General features: G+C 71.2%; 23 protein-coding genes. 15 read left to right on the top strand and 8 right to left on the bottom strand.

What is annotated here, in order from left to right; translation table 11 throughout:
• Positions 1–145 precede the first annotated feature (145 nt).
• From paaA to AC07DC_RS08005, 6 genes are all read left to right on the top strand, one after another.
• On the top strand, positions 146–1,120 hold the full coding sequence (gene paaA, locus AC07DC_RS07980) for a 1,2-phenylacetyl-CoA epoxidase subunit PaaA (RefSeq protein WP_478913004.1): 975 nt from the start codon (positions 146–148) through the stop codon (positions 1,118–1,120).
• A complete protein-coding gene (gene paaB / locus AC07DC_RS07985) occupies positions 1,120–1,407 on the top strand; it encodes a 1,2-phenylacetyl-CoA epoxidase subunit PaaB (RefSeq protein ID WP_277439169.1) in 288 nt (95 codons plus the stop codon). Before paaA ends, paaB begins: the two co-directional genes overlap by 1 nt.
• The gene (gene paaC, locus AC07DC_RS07990) at positions 1,404–2,120 is read left to right on the top strand and encodes a 1,2-phenylacetyl-CoA epoxidase subunit PaaC (protein WP_478913006.1); all 717 of its coding nucleotides are present in this window, start codon (positions 1,404–1,406) and stop codon (positions 2,118–2,120) included. The genes paaB and paaC overlap by 4 nt, the downstream gene beginning before the upstream one ends.
• Entirely contained in the window at positions 2,114–2,674 is a 561-nt protein-coding gene (gene paaD / locus AC07DC_RS07995) for a 1,2-phenylacetyl-CoA epoxidase subunit PaaD (protein ID WP_478913008.1), read from the top strand. The genes paaC and paaD overlap by 7 nt, the downstream gene beginning before the upstream one ends.
• Positions 2,675–3,730: a 2Fe-2S iron-sulfur cluster-binding protein gene (locus tag AC07DC_RS08000; RefSeq protein WP_478913010.1), complete on the top strand. Its 1,056-nt coding sequence runs from the start codon at positions 2,675–2,677 to the stop codon at positions 3,728–3,730.
• 118 nt (positions 3,731–3,848) lie between these two features.
• Positions 3,849–5,003, top strand: a complete 1,155-nt coding sequence (locus AC07DC_RS08005; protein ID WP_478913012.1) for an acyl-CoA dehydrogenase family protein — start codon at positions 3,849–3,851, stop codon at positions 5,001–5,003.
• A gap of 6 nt (positions 5,004–5,009) precedes the next feature.
• Here AC07DC_RS08005 and AC07DC_RS08010 read toward each other — a convergent pair whose 3' ends face one another.
• The 3 genes from AC07DC_RS08010 to AC07DC_RS08020 all read right to left on the bottom strand — a co-directional run bounded on the left by AC07DC_RS08010 (position 5,010) and on the right by AC07DC_RS08020 (position 7,818).
• Positions 5,010–5,342 carry a rhodanese-like domain-containing protein gene (locus AC07DC_RS08010; protein ID WP_478913014.1) on the bottom strand — a complete coding sequence of 111 codons (333 nt, stop codon included), beginning with the start codon at positions 5,340–5,342 and terminating at the stop codon, positions 5,010–5,012.
• Positions 5,343–5,434: 92 nt separating this feature from the next.
• Positions 5,435–6,235, bottom strand: coding sequence for a hypothetical protein (locus AC07DC_RS08015; RefSeq protein ID WP_478913016.1), 801 nt, complete (start codon positions 6,233–6,235; stop codon positions 5,435–5,437).
• 125 nt (positions 6,236–6,360) lie between these two features.
• Positions 6,361–7,818 carry a DUF2252 domain-containing protein gene (locus AC07DC_RS08020; protein WP_478913018.1) on the bottom strand — a complete coding sequence of 486 codons (1,458 nt, stop codon included), beginning with the start codon at positions 7,816–7,818 and terminating at the stop codon, positions 6,361–6,363.
• Positions 7,819–7,973: 155 nt separating this feature from the next.
• Between AC07DC_RS08020 and AC07DC_RS08025 the strand changes: the two genes are divergently transcribed.
• Entirely contained in the window at positions 7,974–10,667 is a 2,694-nt protein-coding gene (locus tag AC07DC_RS08025) for a SpoIIE family protein phosphatase (protein ID WP_478913020.1), read from the top strand.
• 67 nt (positions 10,668–10,734) lie between these two features.
• Here the strand turns inward: AC07DC_RS08025 and AC07DC_RS08030 are convergent, their stop codons facing one another.
• Positions 10,735–11,172 (bottom strand): winged helix-turn-helix transcriptional regulator, encoded by a 438-nt coding sequence (locus AC07DC_RS08030; RefSeq protein WP_478913022.1) that lies wholly within the window; start codon positions 11,170–11,172, stop codon positions 10,735–10,737.
• Between the two features lie 135 nt (positions 11,173–11,307).
• On the opposite strand from AC07DC_RS08030, the gene AC07DC_RS08035 reads away from it, so the two are divergent.
• A complete protein-coding gene (locus tag AC07DC_RS08035) occupies positions 11,308–11,955 on the top strand; it encodes an FMN-dependent NADH-azoreductase (RefSeq protein ID WP_478913024.1) in 648 nt (215 codons plus the stop codon).
• A 137-nt stretch (positions 11,956–12,092) separates the two neighbouring features.
• Here AC07DC_RS08035 and AC07DC_RS08040 read toward each other — a convergent pair whose 3' ends face one another.
• Positions 12,093–12,506 (bottom strand): MarR family winged helix-turn-helix transcriptional regulator, encoded by a 414-nt coding sequence (locus tag AC07DC_RS08040; RefSeq protein ID WP_478914065.1) that lies wholly within the window; start codon positions 12,504–12,506, stop codon positions 12,093–12,095.
• A gap of 167 nt (positions 12,507–12,673) precedes the next feature.
• On the opposite strand from AC07DC_RS08040, the gene AC07DC_RS08045 reads away from it, so the two are divergent.
• Entirely contained in the window at positions 12,674–14,134 is a 1,461-nt protein-coding gene (locus AC07DC_RS08045) for an MFS transporter (protein WP_478913026.1), read from the top strand.
• A gap of 94 nt (positions 14,135–14,228) precedes the next feature.
• Here the strand turns inward: AC07DC_RS08045 and AC07DC_RS08050 are convergent, their stop codons facing one another.
• The gene (locus AC07DC_RS08050) at positions 14,229–14,804 is read right to left on the bottom strand and encodes a TerD family protein (RefSeq protein WP_138351212.1); all 576 of its coding nucleotides are present in this window, start codon (positions 14,802–14,804) and stop codon (positions 14,229–14,231) included.
• Positions 14,805–14,988: 184 nt separating this feature from the next.
• A complete protein-coding gene (locus AC07DC_RS08055) occupies positions 14,989–15,513 on the bottom strand; it encodes a PadR family transcriptional regulator (RefSeq protein ID WP_478913028.1) in 525 nt (174 codons plus the stop codon).
• Between the two features lie 120 nt (positions 15,514–15,633).
• Here AC07DC_RS08055 and AC07DC_RS08060 point away from each other — a divergent pair, with 120 nt between their 5' ends.
• From AC07DC_RS08060 to AC07DC_RS08085, 6 genes are all read left to right on the top strand, one after another.
• Positions 15,634–16,200, top strand: coding sequence for a hypothetical protein (locus tag AC07DC_RS08060; protein WP_478913030.1), 567 nt, complete (start codon positions 15,634–15,636; stop codon positions 16,198–16,200).
• Positions 16,201–16,206: 6 nt separating this feature from the next.
• Positions 16,207–17,556, top strand: coding sequence for a carotenoid oxygenase family protein (locus tag AC07DC_RS08065; protein WP_478913032.1), 1,350 nt, complete (start codon positions 16,207–16,209; stop codon positions 17,554–17,556).
• Between the two features lie 93 nt (positions 17,557–17,649).
• Positions 17,650–18,357 (top strand): aquaporin, encoded by a 708-nt coding sequence (locus AC07DC_RS08070; RefSeq protein ID WP_478913034.1) that lies wholly within the window; start codon positions 17,650–17,652, stop codon positions 18,355–18,357.
• Positions 18,358–18,438: 81 nt separating this feature from the next.
• Complete coding sequence (locus AC07DC_RS08075) at positions 18,439–19,050, top strand: TetR/AcrR family transcriptional regulator (protein ID WP_478913036.1); 612 nt, start codon at positions 18,439–18,441, stop codon at positions 19,048–19,050.
• Positions 19,034–20,668 (top strand): acyl-CoA dehydrogenase family protein, encoded by a 1,635-nt coding sequence (locus AC07DC_RS08080; protein WP_478913038.1) that lies wholly within the window; start codon positions 19,034–19,036, stop codon positions 20,666–20,668. The genes AC07DC_RS08075 and AC07DC_RS08080 overlap by 17 nt, the downstream gene beginning before the upstream one ends.
• Positions 20,665–21,453 carry a crotonase/enoyl-CoA hydratase family protein gene (locus AC07DC_RS08085; protein ID WP_478913040.1) on the top strand — a complete coding sequence of 263 codons (789 nt, stop codon included), beginning with the start codon at positions 20,665–20,667 and terminating at the stop codon, positions 21,451–21,453. The genes AC07DC_RS08080 and AC07DC_RS08085 overlap by 4 nt, the downstream gene beginning before the upstream one ends.
• Before the next feature lie 102 nt (positions 21,454–21,555).
• On the opposite strand, the gene AC07DC_RS08090 is transcribed toward AC07DC_RS08085, so the two are convergent.
• Positions 21,556–23,136, bottom strand: coding sequence for an FG-GAP repeat domain-containing protein (locus AC07DC_RS08090; protein ID WP_478913042.1), 1,581 nt, complete (start codon positions 23,134–23,136; stop codon positions 21,556–21,558).
• Between the last annotated feature and the right edge of the window lie 206 nt (positions 23,137–23,342).

The following is a 23,342-nucleotide window of genomic DNA, read 5'->3' on the forward strand; positions in this document are numbered from 1 at the left end:
GAACGCTACTCATGCCCTCGCGCCACCGGTGACCGTACTGGGTTATCCACAGCCGCCGGATGGCCTTGACACCCTAAGGCGCTCAGCCGACCATTGAACCGAACGATCGGTCGGTCGGTTGAGCCGGACAACGTAGGGGGCACACATGACCACGGCAGCCACGGTCGAGGAGGCGGCACCGCAGGCCGGTCTTCTCGCCGCCTTCGAGTCAGCACTTGCCGAAGACTCTCGGATCGAGCCGCGTGACTGGATGCCTGACGCGTACCGCGCGACGCTTATCCGCCAAATGGCGCAACACGCGCATTCCGAGATCATCGGAATGCAGCCCGAGGCCAACTGGATAAGCCGCGCGCCCTCACTGCGCCGCAAGGCGATCCTGATGGCCAAGGTGCAGGACGAGGCCGGGCACGGGCTGTACCTCTACAGCGCCGCCGAAACCCTCGGAGTCGGCCGTGACGAGCTGCTCGACAAGCTGCACGCCGGCCGCCAGCGATACTCCTCGATCTTCAACTACCCCACGTTGACCTGGGCCGATGTCGGAGCGGTCGGCTGGCTCGTGGACGGCGCCGCGATCACCAACCAGGTGCCGCTGTGCCGCTGCTCGTACGGGCCGTACGCACGGGCGATGGTGCGGATCTGCAAGGAGGAGTCCTTCCACCAGCGGCAGGGGTACGAGCTGCTGCTCGCTCTCAGCCAGGGCACCGAAGCGCAGCACGCCATGGCGCAGGACGCGGTGGACCGCTGGTGGTGGCCGTCGCTGATGATGTTCGGCCCGCCGGACACCGAGTCGGGGCACTCCGAGCAGTCCATGGCCTGGAAGATCAAGCGGCACTCCAACGACGAGCTGCGGCAGCGCTTCGTCGACATCTGTGTCCCGCAGGCCGAGGTCCTCGGGCTCACCCTCCCCGACCCCGCACTGCGGTGGAACGAGGAGCGGGGCGCCCATGACTTCGGGGCGATCGACTGGACCGAGTTCCACGAGGTGCTGCGCGGCAACGGGCCGTGCAACGAACAACGCATAACCCAGCGCCGCACCGCCCATGAGCAGGGCGCCTGGGTCAGGGAAGCGGCCACGGCATACGCGGCCAAGCAGGGAACCGAGCACGGAGAGGTGCGCTGATGACTGCCACTGACTGGCCGCTGTGGGAGGTCTTCGTCCGCAGCCGGCGGGGGCTGAGCCACAGCCACGCGGGCAGCCTCCATGCGCCCGACGCGGAGATGGCGCTGCGCAACGCGCGCGACCTCTACACCCGGCGCGCGGAAGGCGTGTCCATATGGGTGGTGCCGTCCACGCAGATCACCGCCTCGTCGCCGGACGAGAAGGACTCGTTCTTCGAGCCGGCGGGGGACAAGCCGTACCGGCACCCGACCTTCTACAAGATCCCGGAAGGGGTGCGGCACCTGTGAACCCGGTACTCGTCAGCACCGCGCTGCCCCTCGGTGACGACGCCCTGGTGCTCGCCCAGCGGCTGGGGGAGTGGGCCGGACACGCGCCGGTCCTCGAAGAGGATGTCGCGCTCGCCAACATCGCGCTGGACCTGCTGGGCCAGGCCCGGGTGCTGCTCTCCCTCGTCGGCGACGAGGACGAGCTGGCCTTCGGCCGGGAGGAACGCGCCTTCCGCAACGTCCAGCTCGTCGAGCAGCCCAACGGCGACTTCGCCCACACCATCGCCCGCCAGCTGTACTTCTCGACGTACCAGGAGCTGCTCTATGCGGAGCTGGCTCAGGGCGACAGCGAGCTGGCGCCGCTGGCCGCGAAGGCGGTGAAGGAGGTCGCCTACCACCATGACCACGCCCGGCAGTGGACGCTGCGGCTCGGCGACGGCACGGCCGAGAGCCATGAGCGCATGCAGCGCGGCCTGGACGCCCTGTGGCGGTACACCGGCGAGCTGTTCCAGCCCGTGGAGGGGCTGGAGACCGACCTCGGCGCGCTGCGCGAGCCCTGGCTGGAGCGTGTCTCCGCCGTTGTCCGGCAGGCCACGCTGACCATGCCGGAAGGCCCTGACGTGACCGCCTGGTCGGCGGGCGCCGGCCGGCAGGGCATCCACACCGAGTCGTTCGGCCGGATGCTCGCGGAGATGCAGCACCTGCACCGAGCCCACCCGGGTGCGACATGGTGACCGGCGACATGGTGACCGGCGGCGGGGTGGCCGGCGGTCCGGCCACCGCGACAGCCGCGGGGACGCCTTCCGGCGTGCTGGAGGCGGAGCTGCTGCGGCTCGCGGGGTCCGTCCCGGACCCGGAGCTGCCGGTGCTCACCCTCGCCGAGCTGGGCGTGCTGCGCGGCCTCCAGCTCATCGGCCCCCGCCGGGTCGAGGTGCAACTGACGCCGACGTACACCGGCTGCCCGGCCATCGACACGATGGTCACCGACATCACCCAGGTCCTGCGCGAGCACGGAATGGCCGAGGTGTCCGTCCGTACGGTGCTGTCGCCGGCCTGGTCGACCGACGCGATCAGCGCCGAGGGGCGCCGCAAGCTCGCGGAGCACGGCATAGCGCCGCCGCGCCCGGTAGGCAGCGGCGGCCCGGTTCCGCTCGAACTGTCGGTGCGCTGCCCGCACTGCGGCTCGGTGGACACCACCGTCCTGAGCCGGTTCTCCTCCACCGCGTGCAAGTCCCTGCGCCGTTGCGAGAGCTGCCGCGAACCGTTCGACCACTTCAAGGAGTTGTGAATGTTCCATCCGCTCCGGGTCACCGGGATCGAGCGGCTCACGGACGATTCGGTGACCGTGACCTTCGACGTGCCGGCCCCCCTCCGCGAGACGTACCGCTTCTCGGCTGGACAGCACATCGCGGTGCGCCGGTTCGTGGACGGCTCCGAGATCCGGCGGACGTACTCGGTCTGCGACCCGGCCCCCGGCCCCGCGGGGCCGGAGAGCCTGCGGGTCGGCGTGCGACTGGTCGAGGACGGCGAGTTCTCGGTGTACGCCCACAAGGAGCTGGCGGTCGGCGACCTGGTGGATGTCATGCCGCCGATGGGCCGGTTCATCCTCGATCCGCGCCCCGGCTACTTCGCGGCCGTGGTCGGCGGCAGCGGCATCACACCGGTGCTGTCGCACATCGCCACCGTCCTCGGACGGGAGCCGGCGGCCCGCTTCTGCCTGGTGCGCAGCGACCGGACCGCCGCTTCCTCGATGTTCCTGGAGGAGATCGCCGACCTCAAGGACCGCTACCCGGACCGGCTCCAACTGGTGAACGTGCTGTCCCGCGAGGACCAGCAGGCCGGTCTGCCGTCCGGCCGGCTGGATCAGGAGCGGCTGACCGCCCTGCTGCCCGCGCTGCTGTCGGTGGAGACGGTGGACGGCTGGTACCTGTGCGGTCCCTTCGGGCTGGTGACCGGGGCCGAGAGGGCGCTGCGCGGCCTCGGAGTGGACCGGTCCCGGATCCACCAGGAGATCTTCCATGTGGACGACACCCCGGTGACCGACCCCGCCCGGACCCCGGCCCCGGTCGGCAGCGTGGTCGCCGCGACGCTCGACGGGCGCGGCGGGAGCTGGCCGTCCGAGGGCGGTGAATCCGTCCTGGACACGGTGCTGCGCAACCGCTCGGACGCCCCGTACGCCTGCAAGGGCGGGGTGTGCGGGACCTGCCGGGCCCGGCTGGTCTCGGGCGAGGTGCGGATGGACCGCAACTTCGCGCTGGAGCCGGACGAGACGGAGGCGGGGTATGTGCTGGCCTGCCAGTCGCATCCGCTCACCGACCGGGTGGAGCTGGACTTCGACGCGTAGCGGTATTCACTCGAAGCGGTATTCACCCGAAGCGGCATCCCCTCGCTATTCCCTCTCTCTAGAACGTGTTCTAACCTGACGCACTGTCAGGTGACCGTAACGGTGGGAGGGGCTAGCAGTGGACTTCAGCTTCACCGAGGAGCAACTGGCGGCGGTCGAGGCGGCGCGGGCCGTGTTCTCGGGAGTCGCGCCGGATTCGGTCCCCAGCCCCGCGCTGACCCATGGACCCGTCGCCGAGGACTTCGACCGCGCCCTGTGGGGCAAGCTCGCGGAGAGCGATCTGCTGAGCCTCGCGCTGGCCGAGACGTACGGTGGCGCCGGCCTCGACCCGATCGCGCTCTGCCTCGTGCTGCGCGAGGCCGGCAAGGTGCTCGCCCGCGTTCCGCTGCTGGAGACCTACGCCGCCGGGCTCGCCGTGCAGACCTACGGCTCAGAGGCGCTGCGCGCCCGGCTGCTCCCGGCTGCGGGCAGCGGCGGGCTCGTCCTCACCGTCGCCGCCAACGGGCGCACCGGCCACGACGGGGCCGAACTCGCCGTCCAGGCACATCACCGGAGCCAGGAGGCGGGGCAGGACGGGAGCCAGTGGCTGCTCGACGGCGTGCAGACGGCCGTCCCGTGGGCCCAGCAGGCCGATCACATCCTGGTGCCGGCCCACACCGCCGAGGGCCGGCCGGTCATCGCGGTGGTCCCCCGGCTCCATGAGGGGGTCGCGCTCGCCGAGCAGGTGTCCACCAGCGGGGAACGGTTCGCCGAGATCACGTTCGACGGCGTACGGATCCCGGCCGATGACGTCATCACCGCGGACGGCGCCTGGGAGTGGCTGCGCAACCTGCTCGCCACCGGCACCTGCGCGCTGGCACTCGGTCTCGGCGAGGCGGTCCTCGGCATGACCAGCGCCTACGCGAGCAAGCGTGAGCAGTTCGGACACCCCATCGCGACCTTCCAGGCGGTCGCGGTGCAGTCCGCCGACCGCTACATCGACCTGCGGGCGATGGAGGCCACCCTCTGGCAGGCCGCCTGGCGGCTGAGCATCGACACACCCGGCGCGCTGCCCTTCACCGGGGATGTCGCGGTCGCGAAGATCTGGGCGTCGGAGGGCGTACGGCGGGTCGTCCAGACCGCGCAGCATCTGCACGGCGGCTTCGGCGCGGACACCGACTACGCACTGCACCGCTACCACGCATGGGCCAAGCAGCTGGAGCTGTCGCTCGGCCCCGCCGCCGCCCACGAGGAGGTCCTGGGCGACCTGATCGCCGCCCACCCCCTCGGCTGAGCCGAGCTACAGCACGAAGGCCGGGCCGTCGCCGTCCGACACCAGCGGCCGCCCGGCCGCTTCCCAGCCGAGCATCCCGCCGTCCACGTTCACCGCGTCGACGCCCTGGGCGATCAGGTACTGGGCGACCTGCGCCGAACGTCCGCCGACCCGGCAGACCACATGCACCGTGCCACCGTCCGGCACCTCGGCGATCCGGCTCACGATCTCACCCATGGGGATGTGGACGGCGTGCTGCGCGTGCCCGGCCGCCCACTCGTCGTTCTCCCGGACGTCCAGCAGGAGTCCGTCGGCCGGAACGCCGGCGGCGTCGATCGCGGGCAGCTGGGAGTTGAACATGGGGGATGGCCTCCTCGGCACAACGGGCTCAACACGGGCTCAGCACGGGCTCAGCGCGCACAACACACATCAGCGGACCTGAGAAAAGTACCTCAGCCCTCGGCGGGGCGGACCAGCTCCGCGAGCCGTTCCTCCCGCGCCCCGACCTGCTCCAACAGCTGCTCGGCGATCTCGTTCAGCAGACCGTCGGGATCGTCGGGGGAGAGTTTCATCATCTGCCCGATCGCGCTGTTGTCCAGATCCGTGGCGATCACGGACAGCGCCTCCTTGCGTTCGGCCAGCCACTCCAGCCGGGCGTAGAGCACCTCCGCCTCGGTCGGGAGCTCCTCCTCGAGCACCGGCCCGGCCTCCCACTCGGCCGCCAGCTCGCGCAGCCGGTCCTCGTCGGCGTCCGCGTAGGCCTCGTTGACCCGCGCGATGAAGACGCTGCGCCGCTCCTTCTCCGCCTCGTCCTGCGCCAGGTCTGGGTGCGCCTTGCGGGCCAGCTCGCGGTAGAGCCGCTGCGCCTCCTTGCCCGGCCGCACCCGACGCGGAGGATTGGGGTCCTCGACCGGCCGGACACCGTCCTGGCCGAGCATCCCCTCGAAGAGCTCCTCTATGCCAGGCATGGGCATGACGAGGGCGCGGGCCTCCCATGCCCGCTCGATGTCCTTGCGGTCGCCGCTGTTCGCCGCCACCGCTTCGGCGATCAGGGCGTCCAGCTCGTCCAGCCGGGCATACATCGGGCCGAGCCGCTGGTGATGCAGCCGGGAGAAGTTGTCCACCTCGACCCGGAAGGTCTCCACCGCGATCTCGAACTCGATGAGTGCCTGCTCAGCGGCGCGCACCGCCTTCGCCAACCGCTGGGAGGCCCGCTGATCCACCTGTTCCGCTTCCGGGTTCGTCACCCGCACAGCGTACGGATTCCGATGGCCCCGCGTCCCGGGGCCCGGCACCGCGGCCGGGCCCCGGAGCCGTACCGCCGGGCCCCACACCCGTTTCGGGCCCGCAAAGAATCTTGGTTTGGGTCGGAATCGACCTATATTCCGAGCTCCGCCGCGATCTTCCCCGTCCTGATCGCGCCGAGCAGCTCCGCGTGATCGGCCTCCGTGCGGTCCGCGTACGCCACCGCGAAGGACGTGATCGCCGCGTCCAGCTCCTCGTTCTTCCCGCAGTACCCGGCGATCAGCCGCGGATCCGCGCTGTGCGAGTGCGCCCGCGCGAGCAGCGCCCCGGTCATGCGCGCGTAGTCGTCGATCAGCCCCGCCTCCAGCGACGCCGGATCCACGCTCCCCTTCCGGTTCCGGAACTGGCGCACCTGGTAGGGCAGCCCTTCCACGGACGTCCACCCCAGCAGGATGTCGCTGACCACCTGCATCCGCTTCTGCCCGAGCACCACCCGCCGGCCCTCGTGCGAGGACGAAGCACCGGACGAAGCACCGGACAAAGGACCTGACGAAGCACCCGTCCCGGCCCCCAGCTCCGCCTCGGTGACGTCGAACCCGGCCTTCGCCACGTACGGCCGCAGCGCCGACGCCCGCGCCTCCTTCACCTGGAGCACCAGCGGCTCCCCCAGGTGGTCGAGGAGCAGCACCACGTACGACCTGGTCCCCACGCTCCCGGTCCCCACCACCCGGAACGCCACATCGTGCACCGCGTAGCGCGCCAGCAGCGGCAGCCGGTCCTCCGACACCGTCCGCAGATAGCCGTCCAGCGCCCCGGCGACCGCCGCCGCCTCCGCGTCCGGCACCCGCCGCAGCACGGGCAGCGCGTCGACGAAGCGCCGCCCGCCGTCCGCCAGCAACTCCGTCGACCGCGCGACGAACTTCGCGCTGGTGTTCTTCCGAGCCTTGGCCGACACCTGTTCCAGCGTGCCCAGCAGATCGCGCGCGTCCGCGTGCGCCACGAGCTCCTCGTGCGCGATGGCGTTCCACGCGTCCAGCACCGGCAGCTTGGCGAGCAGCCGCATGGTGCGCCGGTACGCGCCGACCGCGTCGTACGCCGCCGACCGGCAGACGTCCTCGGCCGCGCCGGCCTCCCGCCCGGCGAGCACCAGCGAGGCCGCGAGCCGCTTGACGTCCCACTCCCACGGGCCGATCAGCGTCTCGTCGAAGTCGTTGATGTCCATGACCAGCCGGCCACGGGCGTCGCCGTAGAGCCCGAAGTTCGCGGCGTGCGCGTCACCACAGATCTGGGCGCCGACGCCGGTCACCGGGGTGTCGACGAGATCGGCCGCCATCAGCCCCGCGGAACCGCGCAGGAAGGAGAACGGGCTCGCCGCCATCCGTCCGACGCGCAGCGGTATCAGCCCTTCGATCCGGCCTGAATTCGACGCTTCCAGCGCCCCCAGCGGGCCCGGCCGGTCACCGTCGGCCGGCAGCTGATCGTGTGCCGACCTGGGCACCCGGCCCCGCAGCGCCTTGCCCGCGGTCCTCGCCGTGGCCTCGTGCGGCCATCGCGCGAACCCCGTGGTCCGCGGCACCCTCAACTCGCTCATCGCGCTCTCCCCGTCAGCGAACGGACGCACCGATGCCACTTACCCCACCACTGGGGGCAATCTGGCCATTTGGTCGACCCCGCCCGAAGTTTCATGCTTGCCTTGAGCCAGGACCCTACTCAGCGCCGAACCGCAGGTGCACGACGTTGAACGAGATGACCCGGCTTTCCCAGTCCGCCGATCTGGCCAAAGGCCCGTCCAAGGGTCCGGTCACCGGCGCGGAAGCGAAGACGGAGAAGGACGTGTCCGTCGACTCTGCCTCCGGAAACGGCAATGGCAACGGCACCGCGACCGGTGGTACGACGGTTGGTGCGACCGATGCCACGGCCGGTACCGCGGCCGACAACGGCTCCGCGGCAGCACCGCTGGCCGCCACCGGCGTGGCCGCGCTCCTGCGGCTCGCCGTCATCTGCGTGGACCCCGACGGCCGCGTCTCGTACTGGAACCGCGGCTCCGAAGAGCTCTTCGGCCACCGCTGGGAAGGCGTTTTCGGCCATCGTGCCTCCGGGCTGCTGACCGCCTCCCGCGCTCCGCACCAGGACACCCTCGATCTGCTGGACGACCTCACCCACCCCGCCTGGGCCGGTTCGCTCGCCACCACCGACCGGGACGGCACCGTACGGGACGTGCTGTGGTGGACGTACCGGATCATGGAGCCCGGCGGCCGCAGCCTGCTGGCCATCGCCGCCAACGCCAAACCGCTGCGCACCGGTTCGCTGCGGATCGCCCTCGGCGACCGCCTGCTGCCGTACTCCGCGGAGGAGCCGGCGCGCGAGGCCCGCGAGGGCATCTCGGTCTCCGCCCAGCTCGCGCCCGTCCCCGATCTGGCGCACGCCCGGCAGCTGACCGCCCGCCTCGGCATCGTCCTGCCACGGGTGAGCGCCGGCCGCCTCGATCGGATCATGCGGCAGGTCGTACCGCTGGGGTACCCCGTCCTGCGGGTGGACGGCAGCACAGAACTCCCGGTGCTGCCCAGGGAGTACGAGGCCGACAGCGGGACACGGCGCACGGTCCGCACCCAGCGCCGGGAACTGCTCCCCGCGCCCCGTTCGGGCACCGGAGCGTCCGTCGACGCGACGCTCACGACGGCCGCCGGCAACTCCGCTTCGGGCAGGAGCGCCGGAGTACGCACCGGCGCCGAGGGCCTCATCGCCGTCCCGCCCGTACCGGTCTTCGCGGCGCCCGCTCCCGGCCATGTGCTGGACGAGCAGCTCGCGTTACTCCGCGAGACCGGCACCAAGGTCGGCAGCACCCTCGATCTCGACACCACCGCACGCGAGTTGTGCGCTGTGACCGTCCCGCGCTTCGCGGACTTCGCGGCGATCCTCATCGTCGACCAGCTGTTCTCCGACACCGAGCCGCCGAAGGACGACCGGCCGTCCGACACGGTGCTGCTCCGCCGGGTCGCCGTCGCACTGAACGGGCCGCCCGGCGTCTGGGACAGCGCCGTCCCGGAGGGCGAGTTGATCACCCTCTCCGCCGACGACATCACCCCGCGCCTGAACGAGCCGATGCTCGTCCCCGTCATCGAGCCGGCGCTCGCCCAGGACCTCGCGCTCGACCTGGGCGTTCCGGCCCTCGGCCCGCTGCTGCCCGGCCGTTCCATGGTCGTGGTCCCGCTCACCGCGCGCGGTACGGTCCTCGGCCGGATGTGCTTCCTGCGGCAGCCGAACCGGCGCCCGTTCGACGCCAAGGACGCCGCGACCGCCGGCGAGATCGTCACCCGCGGCGCCGTCCACCTCGACAACGCCCGGCTGCACCGCTTCGAGTCCCGGGCCGCCGCGACACTCCAGCGCAGCATGATGCCGACCCGCCCGCCCAAGATCCCCGGCGTCCGCATCGCGCACCACTACATGCCGGGCGACCGCCAGGCGCAGGTCGGCGGCGACTGGTTCGACGCGATCCAGCTGCCGGGCGGCCGCGTCGCGCTCATCGTCGGCGATGTGATGGGCCACGGCCTGATCAGCGCCGCCGTCATGGGCCAGTTCCGCACCTCCGTCATCACCATGGCCGCCCTCGATCTGCCGCCGGCGCAGCTGCTGCGGCATCTCGACAACCTCGCGCACCGGCTGGGCCCCGAGCACCTCGCCACCTGCGTCTACGCGGTCTACGACCCGATCCACCGCAATCTGACCCTCGCCAACGCCGGTCACATCCCGCCCGTGCTGGCCCGCCACGACGGGGTCAGCGAGCTGCTACAGATCCCCAAGGGCGCGCCGATCGGCGTCGGCGGCGTCCCGTTCGAGACCGTCGAGATCCCGGTGCCGGACGGCAGTTGGCTGGTGCTGTGCACGGACGGCCTGGTCGAGGTCCGCGGCCAGGGGATAGACGCGGGGCTGGCCGCCCTGTGTGCCAATGTCATCGAGCCGCAGCAGACCCCGGAGGACGTGTGCGCGCAGATCCTCAGCCGGCTGCACTCCGATGACCGGCGGGACGATGTCGCCCTGCTCGTCGCCCGGTTCGAGGGCATCGCCTCGAAGGACGTCGCCCAGTGGACGCTGCGCATCGACAAATCGGAGGTCCGCACCGCCCGTGAGCTCACCCGGCGGCAGCTCGGCGTCTGGGGTCTCGACCGGCTGACGGACGTCACCGAGTTGCTGGTCAGCGAGCTGGTCACCAATGCGCTGCGGGCGGCGTCGCACGACGTCCAGCTGCGGCTGATGCACGTCGGCAAGCTGCTGGTCGAGGTCAGCGACGACGACCACAACCTGCCGCAGTTGGGGCGTGCCGAGGCGGACGACGAGGAGGGGCGCGGCCTCGCGCTCGTCTCGCATCTGTCGCGGCGCTGGGGTACGAGCCGCAAGGCGGTCGGCAAGGTCGTCTGGTTCGAACTCCCGCTACCCGGCTAGAACGTCGGGTTTGATCGGCGCTCGGCTGGAACGTCGGGTCTGACGCTCGGACCGGCGGTTCAGCGGTTCAGCAGATTTCGGGCTGCTGGGGCCGCGAGGGGCTGGAGTGCACGACCGCGCAGGGCCCGTCGGTCCTGTCCGCGGCGTCGATGCCGCCCAGCAGATACATCTCGGCCCACTGTCCCAGCTCGTGGAGGGCCGGGCCGAGGCCGAGGCCGGCCTCGGTGAGCCGGTAGGTCACGCGCAGCGGCGGACCTTCGGCGACCTCACGGACGACCAGCCCGGCGTCGACCAGCTCGCTCAGCCGGTCCGACAGCATGCGCTCGCTGATCTTGGGGAGGGAGCGCCGCAGGTCGGCGTAGTACGCCGCGCGCTGGGTGAGAACGGCCACGATCAGCCCGGTCCACCGTTTTCCCAGCAGCTCGAAGACGCGTGTGAGCGCGATGTCGACGCCCGCACACGCCTCTGTCCCGTGCTCCGCCTGCGCCTGCTGTCCCCGTTGCATGGGTACAGCGTACTGCCGCCTCACTTGCTACTGCAGAAAAGTAAGCTACGGTGTTATCAATAGCTACATACGAAAGGGCGAACGCGCCATGCAACGCGGCGTTCGCACCGTCTTTCCGAGAGTGGAGGCATCCCCATGCCCACCTTGCTGCACATCGACTCCTCCGCCTTCCACGAGGGCTCCGTCTCCCGCGAGGTCGCCGCGACCTTCCGCAAGGAATGGGAGGCCCAGCACCCGGACGGCACCGTGATCTACCGCGACCTCGCGGCCGACCCGCTCCCCCATCTGACCGCCGACGCCATCACCGCGTCCTTCGTTCCGGCGGCCGATCACACCCCTGAGCAGCGGGCCGCCCACGCACTGCGGGAGACCCTCGCCGAGGAGCTGGAGCGGGCCGACGCGGTGCTGATCGGCACCCCGATGTACAACTTCACGATCCCCTCCAGCCTCAAGGCGTGGCTGGACCAGGTCATCATCATCGGCCGCACCGCCGGCGAGGCATCCTCCGTGGCCGGCACCCCGGTCACCGTCGTGACCGCCCGTGGCGGTTCGTATGCCGCCGGCACGCCGCGGGAGAGCTTCGAATTCGCCTCGAACTACCTGGAGAAGGTCCTCACCGGAATGCTCGGCCTCGAAGTCGACTTCATCGTGCCCGAGCTGACGCTCGCTCATGTGAAGCCGGAGATGGCCGATCTCCGGGATCTGGCCGACGCGTCCCGCGCCCGTGCCCACGAGGAAGCGGTCGCGAAGGCCAAGGCGCTCGCCGTCCGGCTCGCCGCCTGAGACAGCCGCGCAACGCGCCGACCGGCCGGCCTCACGGGTTACGCGCGCCGGCCCCGCCTCACGCGACAGCCCCAGCGGAGCCTTACGCGCCGCCGGTCCCGCCTCACGCGATGGGCGCCGACAGCACCATCCCGGTGTTACGCGCCGTCGGCCCCGCCCGATTCCGGGCGGGGCCATTCCCGTCCCTCCAGCGCCTCGATGCTGCGGTTGAACCGGGTGAGTACGTCCTCGAACTGCTCGATCTCCTGCGGCGTCCACTTCGCGAGTACCCGGCCCAGGCCTTCGAGATGGAATGCCCGGTCGGCCGCCAGCCGGTCCTTGCCCGTACCGGTGATCCGCAACTTCCGCGCCAGACCGCCGTCCGGATCCGCGACGCGCTCCGCCAGCCCGGCCCGCAGCAGCGCGGCCGTCTGCCGATTGACCGTCGAGGTGTCGAGGCCGAACGCCTCCGCGAGCTGCCCGATGGACATCGCGCCGTCCACGTCGATCCTGGTCAGCAGCAGATAGGCGGACTTCTCCAGCCGCCCGCCCACCTGGTCCCGGCGAGCCATCACCTGGTGCCGGGCGACAAGCGTCAACTCCCGTTCGAGTCGCTCCAGCACACTGCCTCCTATGTCACCGCGTCCTGCGCGCCGAGCGTACCCATGAGGTACGCAATGTGCACGATACACATCCTGTGTATCGTGCACATCAACAACTTCACCCGGAGGCGGTACACGTGCCCCAGATATCCGATCCAGTGGCCCGCGACCGGGGCGGCTCCATCGTCGTGGTGCTCGCGTTCGCGGGCATCGTCGTAGCGGTGATGCAGACCCTCGTAGTCCCGCTGATCCCGGAACTCCCCGAACTGCTGCACTCCTCCGCCTCCGACGCCTCGTGGGTGATCACCGCGACCCTGCTGGCCGGCGCGGTCGCCACCCCCGTCATGGGCCGGCTCGGCGACATGTACGGCAAGCGCCGGATCCTGCTGTTCAGCCTCGGCCTGCTCATCGTCGGCTCGCTGATCTGCGCCTTCGCCACCTCGCTGCTCCCGATGGTGATCGGCCGGGCCCTGCAGGGCGGCGCGATGGGCGTCATCCCGCTCGGCATCAGCATCATGCGCGACGAGCTGCCCAAGGAGCGGATGGGCTCCGCGATGGCGCTGATGAGCTCCTCGCTCGGCATCGGCGGAGCGCTCGGCATGCCCGGTGCAGCGGCGATCGCCCAGCACTTCGACTGGCACTCCCTGTTCCTCTGCTCGGCCGGGCTCGGAGCCACCGCCGCCGCGCTCATCTTCTTCCTGGTCCCCGAGTCGCAGGTGCGCACCCCCGCGCGCTTCGACTTCACCGGTGCGATCGGGCTCTCCGCCGGGCTGGTCTGCCTGCTGCTGGCCGTTTCCAAGGGCGGCGACTGGGGCTGGGGCAGCGGCACCACCCTCGGACTGCTCGGCGCCGCCGTACTGATCCTGCTCGGCTGGGGCACCTTCGAGCTGCGGACCACCGCGCCCCTGGTGGATCTGCGGACCACCGCCCGCCCCCAGGTGCTGCTCACAAACCTCGCGTCGGTCCTCGTCGGCTTCGCCCTCTTCGCGATGTCGATCGTGCTTCCGCAGCTCCTGCAGTTGCCCAAGGCGACCGGTTACGGACTCGGCCAGTCGATGGTCGCCGCCGGGCTGTGCCTGGCCCCCGCCGGGCTGGTGATGATCGTGATCTCACCGCTGTCGGCCCGGATCTCGGCCGCCCGCGGCCCGAAGACCTCGCTGATGCTGGGTGTGGCCGTCGTCGCCGCCGGTTACGCCATGGGCCTGTTCCTGATGGACACGGTCTGGGAGGTCGTCCTGGTCTCGGCGGTCATCGGCAGCGGCATCGCGCTCGCCTACGCGGCCATGCCCGCGCTGATCATGGGCGCCGTACCGCTGTCGGAGACCGCGGCCGCCAACGGACTCAACACGCTGATGCGGTCGATCGGCACCTCGGTCTCCAGCGCGGTCATCGGAGTCGTGCTCGCCCACATGACGCAGCCGTTCGGGAGCATGCCGCTGCCCTCGCTGAACGGTTTCCGGGTCGCCTTCGCGATCGCCTGCGGGGCCGGCCTCACCTCCCTGCTGATCGCGGCCTTCATCCCGGCCCGCCACACCCGGCCGCAGCTCGCGGCTTCCGGTCCGGCGCCGGTCAGCGCGCCCGCCGATCAGCCCGCGTAGGAATCCGCCGGCGGACACGACAGACACGGCAGGCAGACACGGAAGGGCCGCGCGACAGTCGTCGCGCGGCCCTTCCGCAGGTTTGACGCCGAGGTCAGAGGTTGACGCCGAAGTCCTGCGCGATGCCGCGCAGTCCGGAGGCGTAGCCCTGGCCGACGGCCCGGAACTTCCACTCCGCGCCGTTGCGGTACAGCTCGCCGAAGACCATCGCGGTCTCGGTGGAGGCGTCCTCGGTGAGGTCGTAACGCGCCAGTTCGTTGTTGTCCGCCTGGTTCACCACGCGGATGAACGCGTTGCGGACCTGGCCGAAGCTCTGCTGACGGCTCTCGCCCTCGTAGATCGAGACCGGGAACACGATCTTGTCGACCTCGGGAGGGACGGTCGCGAGGCTCACCTTGACGGCCTCGTCGTCGCCCTCGCCCTCACCCGTGAGGTTGTCGCCGGTGTGCTCGACAGAACCGTCCGGGCTCTTGAGGTTGTTGAAGAAGATGAAGTGCTTGTCCGAGACAACCTTGCCGGTCGTGTCGACCAGCAGCGCACTCGCGTCCAGGTCGAAGTCGGTGCCGGTCGTCGTGCGCACGTCCCAGCCCAGGCCGACGGTGACCGCCGTCAGTCCGGGGGCCTCCTTCGTCAGCGAGACATTGCCGCCTTTGGAGAGGCTGACACCCATGATGGACTCCCTGCTCAATCCGGCGCGGGCAGCGCCGCTTGACGATTCCTTTGCCCAATAGCTCCAACGGACACCACCCTGCCCCGGTTCCCGCAGGCCTGCCACCCTTGCGCGTCCGGGAACGACCGGCCGCTCCGCCACTCGGCCGATCGGTGCCGGCCCCGGCCGCGCGGGCCCCGGCGAATCAGCGGGCGCGGCCCGCGACCTGGTCCGCGGCCCAGCGGGCCCACTCCTCCTGCATCGCGGTGAAGCGCAGCCCGTACTCCAGGGCCAGCCGGCCGTAGACGGAGGGCTGGTCGTCGCCCCAGTCCACCGCCGCCTCCAGTTCCTTCAGGGAGGCCCGGTGATCGGCCGCGCGGCCGGCCTCGTTCGCGAGATACGCGCAGGCCTCCACCGGAGTGAGAACGCCCAGGAAGAAGACCCGCAGCAACGTTTCACTGCGGCGCACCCGGTCGGGCTCCGTCTCGGTGAGCCAGCGGCGCAGCTCGGCGAGGCCCTCATCGGTGAGGGCGTACTCCTTGCGGCCGCGCGGTCCTTCCGCGGCCACTTCGAGCAGGCCGGTGTCGGCGAGGCGCCCCAGCTCGCCGTAGACCTGGCTCTGGGTCGCGGGCCAGACATTGGCGAGGGAGGTCTCGAACAGCTTCATCAGGTCGTAGCCGCTGGCCGGACGTTCGACCAAGAGGCCCAGCAGTGCGTGGCGGAGGCTCATGTGTTCCATCCTACCTTCCACTCTTGACACGTCAATGCCGGACGTTCTACTTTTGACACGTCGGAAATGGAATACCGGAAACCCGGACCACCGGACCACCGGACCACTGGAAGGCCTGTCATGAACTACCTGCGCGGCTTCATCCCCTGGATCGCCTTCGCCGCCGTCTCCGCGGCCGGCTGGCAGTGGGGAGCCCTCACCGGGCTCGCCCTCGGCATCTGGCTGCTGATCCAGGACCGCAAGGCGGGCATCGCCGCCGAGTCCCAGATCCTGGAGTTCAGCACCATCGCCTTCTTCGCGGTCCTCAGCGTGGTCGCCTTCTCCCGTCCGGACTCCGGCCTGGAGGAGTACAGCGGGGCGCTCTCGCTCGGCTGGCTGGCGGTCACCGCCTGGGCCACTCTCGCCGTCCGCCGCCCCTTCACCACCGGCATCGCCAAACGTCAGGCCCCCCGCGAGGTGTGGGACAGCCCGGTCTTCCGCCGTATCAACGTGGTGATCACGGCAGCCTGGGCCGCCGCCTTCACCGTCACCGCCGCCGTGCTGATCCCCGTCTACGCGGCGGACCTGGGCAGCGGTGTCTCGATCCCGATCCAGGTCGCTGGCTTCGTGGTCCCCGCCCTCTTCACCGCCCGCTACCCGGACCGCGTCCGGGCCCGCATCGCCGAGACCGGCACCCAGGAAGGCTGACCCGGCATGACCCAGCAGCCCACCTCCGCCCCGCACCTGTCAGGCAACTTCGCCCCCGTCGCGGAGGAGCTGACCGCCTACGACCTGCCGGTCACCGGATCCATCCCGCCCGAGCTGACCGGCTGGTACCTGCGCAACGGCCCCAACCCGCAGGACGCCGCGTCCCCGCACTGGTTCTTCGGCGCCGGAATGGTGCACGGCGTCCGCCTGGAAGGCGGCCGGGCCACCTCGTACCGCAACCGCTGGGTCCGCACCTCGACCTTCACCCACGGCGCCCGGATCTACGACGACCAGGGCAATCTGGACCTCACCGCCGGCCCCGCCAACACCCACATCGTCCGGCACGCCGGCCGCACCCTCGCCCTGGTCGAGGCCTCGTTCCCGTACGAGATCGACTGCCGCCCCGGGCACGAGCTGGAGACCGTCGGTCCGCACGACTTCGGTGGCCGGCTCGACACCCCGATGACCGCCCACCCCAAGACCTGCCCGACCACCGGTGAGCTGCACTTCTTCGGATACGGCGGGCTCACCGCGCCCTACCTCACCTACCACCGGGCCGACGCCTCGGGCGAGTTGGTCGTCAGCCGCCCCGTCGATGTCCCGGCGCACACGATGATGCACGACTTCCATCTCACCGCCTCCCATGTGGTGTTCATGGATCTGCCCGTCGTCTTCAACCTCGAAGAGGCCATGCGCCCCGGCGGCGGTATGCCGTACCAGTGGGACCCGGCGTACGGCGCCCGGCTCGGCGTGCTGCGCCGGGACGATCCGTACGGCGCCGTCCGCTGGCTGCCGATCGACCCCTGCTACGTCTTCCACGGGCTCAACGCGTACGACGAAGCCGACGGCGACCGGATCGTGCTGCACGTCACGCGTTATCCGCACCACTACGCACCGGACCTGGCCCACCGGCCCGCCACGTTGTGGCGCTGGACGCTGGATCTCGTGACGGGCACCGTCGCCGAGGAGCAGATCGACGACCGGCCGTGCGAGTTCCCCCGGATCGACGACCGTCTCGCCGGCCGGCCGGCCCGGTTCGGCCATGTCACCACCGCCGAGGGCCTGGGGCGGGGGCCGGTGCCCGGCGCGCTGCTCCGCTACGACCTGCGGACCGGCGGCGTCAGCAGCCATGAGTTCGCGCTCGGCCGCACCCCCGGCGAAGCCGCCTTCGCCCCGGCCGACGACATCGCCGGTGGCCCCGGCTGGCTGCTCACGTATGTGTACGACGCCGGCACCGGCACCAGTGACCTGGTCATCCTGGACGCCGAGCGGCTCGCCGCCCCGCCGGTCGCGACGATCCATCTGCCCCAGCGCGTGCCCTACGGATTCCACGGCAACTGGCTCCCCGACCAGTGAGAGATCGGTGATCCGAGCCTTCAGCGATACCGAACGGATCTCATTTTCCAAGATACGGAAACAAGATTCCGAAACTGACCCCAGAATCTGGATATGCAGACAGAGGCCGTGCAGGCGCGGGACGCCACCCCGCTGCGGCAAGCCGCCGCCGAACTGGTCGGCACCGCCGCCCTGGTGGCCGTCGTGGTCGGCTCCGGAATCCAGGCCACCCGCCTCAGCCAGGACGTCGGGGTGCAGCTGCTGGCCAATGTGCTGGCCACCGCCCTGGGGCTCTGGGTGCTGATCACCCTCCTCGCCCCGGTCTCCGGCGCGCACCTCAACCCGGTGGTCACCCTCGCCGACTGGTGGACCGCCCGCGGCGGCCCCACCGCGTACGGCGCTCGGACGGTGCTCCTGTACGTCCTCGCGCAGACCGCCGGCGCCATCGCCGGCTCGGTGCTCGCGGACGCCATGTTCGACCGCCCGCTGATCAGCTGGTCCACCCACGACCTGTCGGCGGCACATCTGCTGCTGGGCGAAGTTGTCGCCACCACCGGGCTCGTACTCCTCGTCACCGGCCTGGTCCGCAGCGGCCGCACGCAGCTGGCGCCCGTCGCCGTCGCGACCTACATCGGCGCCGCCTGCTGGTTCACCTCCTCCAGCTCGTTCGCCAATCCCGCCGCCACCGTCGGCCGCTCGTTCAGCGACACCTTCACCGGAATCGCCCCAGGCTCGCTGCCCGGCTTCATCGCCGCCCAGCTGACCGGCGCTGTCCTCGGCCTGGTCCTGGCCACCGCACTCTTCACCACGAAGAACCCCTGAGCGGGTGAGGAAGCGCTGAACGGGTGAAGAAGCCCTGAGCGGGTCTTGATGAAGAACTGAATCACTGCTTCACTTCTATATATGCCCTACCGCAGGACCCCCACCATCCAGGCACGCCTCGACGCCCAGCGTGACGCCGTGCTCCACGGAGCGGTGGAGCTGCTCGCCGAACGCGGATACGCCGCCTGCTCGGTGGCCGCGGTCGCCGAACGGGCCGGTATCGCGGCCGGCAGCGTGTACCGCTCCTTCCCCAGCAAGGCCGAGCTCGTCGCGGAGCTGTTCCGGGTGGTCTGCGGCCGGGAGGTCGAGGCCGTCCGGGCCGCCGCCAATCGCCCCGCCGACCTGCACGACCGGGTCGCCGCGATCGTGGAGACCTTCGCCGGCCGGGCGCTGAAATCACCGCGCCTGGCCTACGCACTGCTCGCCGAGCCGGTGGACGCCGCCGTCGACGCCGAACGGCTCGTCTTCCGACGCGCGTTCCGCGATGTGATCGCGGAACAGATCACCGCCGGCGTCGCCTCCGGACAGCTGCCCGCGCAGGACCCCAATCTCACCGCCGCCGCCCTGGTGGGGGCCGTCGGGGAGGCCCTCGTCGGCCCCCTCGCCGACGGCGGCGCACCAGACGACCTGATCCCCGCCCTCGTCTCCTTCGCCCTACGCGCTCTGGGAGGACGCAATGCCGCAGACTCATGAGGTCACCAACCAAGCACCGCCCCTGATTGGCCACGACGTCGCCGCCGACCCCGCCCTCATCGAGGGCCTGCACCGCCAGGGCGCCGGCTGGTCCGAGGACTCGCTGCACACCCTGGGAACGCTCGCCGGCACCGAACACGCCCAGGAACTGGGCCGGTTGGCGAACGAGAACGAGCCGGTGCTGCGCACCCACGACCGGTACGGCAACCGCATCGACGAGGTCGAGTTCCATCCGGCCTGGCACGAACTGATGGACACCGCCGTCAGCAACGGCCTGCACGCGGCCCCCTGGCGCGACGACCGGCCCGGCGCCCATGTCGCCCGCGCCGCCAAGCTCTACGTATGGGGCCAGGTCGAGCCCGGCCACATCTGCCCGATCTCCATGACGTACGCCGCCATCCCCGCCCTGCGCGCCAACCCCGCGCTCGCCGCCGAGTACGAACCGCTGCTCGCCGCCCGCGAGTACGACTTCGGCCTCCGTGCCCCGGCCGGCAAGCGCGGCCTCATCGCCGGCATGTCGATGACCGAGAAGCAGGGCGGCTCGGACGTCCGCACCAACACCACCCGGGCCGTCCCGTCCGGCGGCGGGGACGGCACGTACGCGCTGACCGGCCACAAGTGGTTCACGTCCGCGCCCATGTCGGACCTCTTCCTGACCCTCGCCCAGGCCCCCGGCGGCCTCTCCTGCTTCCTGCTGCCGCGCGTCCTCCCCGACGGCACCCGCAACCGCATCCAGCTGCAGCGCCTCAAGGACAAGCTCGGCAACCGCTCCAACGCTTCCGCGGAGATCGAGTACGACGGCGCTGTCGGCCATCTGATCGGTGAGGAGGGCCGCGGCGTCCGCACCATCATCGACATGGTCAACCTGACCCGCCTGGACTGCGTCCTGGGCGCCGCCACCGGCATGCGCTCCGGCCTGATCCGGGCCGTCCACCACACCGCACACCGCTCGGTGTTCGGTGCCCCGCTCATCGACCAACCGCTGATGCGCAACGTCCTGTCGGACCTCGCCGTCGAGTCCGAGGCCGCCACCACCGTCGCGTTCCGGCTGGCCGGCGCCACCGACCGCGCGGCCCGCGGCGACGCCGCCGAGGAGTCCTTCCGGCGCCTGGCGCTCGCCGTCACCAAGTACTGGGTGTGCAAGCGCGGTCCGGTGCACGCCGCGGAAGCCCTCGAATGCCTCGGCGGGAACGGCTACATCGAGGAGTCGGGCATGCCCCGCCTCTACCGCGAGGCCCCGCTGATGTCGATCTGGGAGGGCTCCGGCAACGTCTCCGCGCTCGACGCGCTGCGCGCGATGGCCCGTCAACCCGACTCCGTCGAGGCGTTCTTCGCGGAGATCGACCTGGCGGCGGGCGCCGACCGGCGCCTGGACGCGTCCATCGCGGAGCTCAAGAAGGAGCTCGGCGATCTCACCGACCTCGAATTCCGCACCCGCCGCATCGTGGAGTCGATGGCGCTGGTCCTGCAGGGCTCGCTGCTCGTCCAGTACGGCAGCCCCGCCGCCGACGCCTTCTGCGCCTCCCGGCTCGGCGGCGACCACGGCCGCGCCTTCGGCACCCTCCCGGCCGGCACCGACACCGCACCCCTCATCGACCGCGCCCGCCACCTCCTGTGACCGCCCCACCCGAGCCCACCGCCGCCGTCCGCGTCGAGCGCGACGGCCCGGTCACCACCGTGGTCCTCAACCGCCCCGGGGCGCGCAACGCCGTCGACGGCCCCACCGCCGCCGCCCTGGCCGCCGCGTTCCGGGACTTCGACGCCGACCCCGACGCCGCTGTCGCCGTCCTGTGGGGCCAGGGCGGCACCTTCTGCGCGGGCGCCGACCTCAAGGCGGTGGGCACCGACCGTGGCAACCGGGTCGCCGAGGACGGCGACGGCCCGATGGGACCCACCCGGCTGCGGCTCTCCAAACCCGTCATCGCCGCGATCAGCGGCCACGCCGTCGCGGGCGGACTGGAGCTCGCCCTCTGGTGCGATCTGCGGGTCGCCGAGGAGGACGCCGTCCTCGGCGTCTTCTGCCGCCGCTGGGGCGTTCCGCTGATCGACGGCGGCACGGTACGGCTGCCCCGCCTCATCGGCGAGAGCCGGGCGATGGACCTCATCCTGACCGGCCGCCCGGTACCCGCCCCCGAGGCCCACGCCATCGGCCTCGTCAACCGCCTGGTACCCCCGGGCGAAGCCCTCCGGGCCGCCCGCGAACTCGCCGCCGACATCGCCCGCTACCCGGCCGCCTGCATGCGCGCCGACCGCGAATCCACCCGCACCCAGCCCGGCCTCCCCGAACCCGAAGCCCTCCGCCAGGAATTCCACAACGCCGCCAGAGCCCTCCCCGGAGTGACCGAAGGCGCCCGCCGCTTCACCTCAGGCCTGGGCCGCCACGGCGACTTCAACACCATCTGACGCCCGGCCGCCGGGACACGGCCCCGAAGCGCGTCTGCCGCGCACCCCGAGAGGTGCGCGGCAGACGGCTGTCCGGAGACTTCCGGCAGATGGTGCCGGCTGTCAGTCGGCCGAGACGACGGTCGTCCAGTCGAGGGCGCCGTGCGCGGCCGCCGCGGGTGCGAAGCCGCCGCCCTTGAGCCCGGCGAAGAACTTCAGGGTCCCGCGCTTGTTGGCGGCGTAGAGGTCGGCGACACCGTCACCGTTGGCGTCCCCGGCACTGAGGATCCGAGGGTAGGCCGCCGCGGTGAATCCCGTGCCGTACGCCGTCCAGGCCGAGGGGGCTGCGATCGTCCCGTCGGCGTTGCCCGCCGCAAGGAGGAGCTTTCCGGAGACGTCGTCCCGGATCAGGAGGTCGGCGATGCCGTCGCCGGTCACGTCACCTGGGGTGATGACCGTACGGCGCTCCAGGCCGGTGGCCAGCACAGTGGGGGTCATCGGTCCGAAATCCGGTTCCCATCGCAGCAGTTGGCCGTTCTCCACGGTCAGCAGATCGCCGTTCCCGCTGCCGTGGAGGAGCTGCGCGGCGCCCTTCCAACTGGTGCCGTCGGCCCGGGTCCACTTGCCGAGTCGCTGCGAGTACTGGCTGAAGTCACCCAGGCCGTTGTTGCTGTACGACGTCATGTACCCGGTGTCGCTGACCCTGAGCAGGTCCTGGTAGCCGTCCCAGTCCGAGTCCCCGTTCCGCACCACGGCACCCGGTGCCCATTCGCCGCCGGAGTCGGCGTACGTCACCGCCTTCTTCAGCGTGCCGTCGCCCTTCCCGTACAGGACATACAGCTTGCCGTCCGCACCGATGGCCAGCAGGTCGGGATGCGCGTCGCCGTTGAGGTCGCCGAAGTGGTCCTGCTCGGCGGCGGACGACACCTGGAAGGTGTACCGCGCCGTATCCGAGACGTTCCCCGCCCGGTCCACCGTCCGGACGTTGACCCAGTTCGTCCCCCATTGGGTGGGGGTCAGCTTCACAGTCGCCGTGCCGTTGGGACCGACCGGCACCGATGTGGCACCGATGCTGGGCAGGTCGCCGTCGAGCGCGTACTCGAACCGCACGGTGTCGGCCGCGGCCTGCCCGGACACCTTGAAGGTGAAGGCACCCGTGGTGCGGACGGGCGGTGCCGGAGTCGTGGCGTCGGAAGGCGGGAAGACCTTGGACTTCACGACCGGCACGGCGGGCGGTGTGTGGTCGGCGATGAAGTGGCAGCCGGCCGACCAGTCGGAGACCCCACCGTCCGAGGCCGTCTCACGGACCTGCCAGGTGTACGTCACCCCGTCGGTGAAGTCGGTGGCCGGGAGCTGCAGCCGGCGCAGGCCTCCGCCGTACCCGATCTGCGTGTAGTCGTACGGCGCCGAGCCGTCGCTCGGCTGGATGAGGAACTCGGTGGTGTACGAGACCGACGACTTCCCGTTCGATGTCGCCGAGAACATGACGCTCGTGTTGCCGATGTATCCGTAGGGCGCGGTCGCCCCGCAGGCGTCACCCCCGCCCGACGGGGACGGGGTGGTGGCGAGTCCGCTCGGTGCCGGGACCGGTGCGGCGTCCTGGGCGGCCGCCGGAGTCGTGGCTGCCGCGGCGGCGAGCAGCGCGGCGGCCGGAACAACGGCGACGCGCCACGATCCGGGCAGCCTTCGGTGAATCACGGTCATGAATCCCCCCTCGGGATCCGGCGCGAGCGCCGGTGATCGTCCGGTGATCGTCGGAGACGATCACCGGCGATGAATCTACGCGCGGGGTCCGACAACGCCAACGGAGTTCCTGGGGGACCGGAACAAGAGGCGGGGCTGCCCACGGGTGACGAGCGTCACCCGGGACACCCGGACAACGAAAAACGGCCCCTCCGAGCGACTTTCGT

The organism is Streptomyces sp. NPDC045021 (assembly GCF_056432645.1).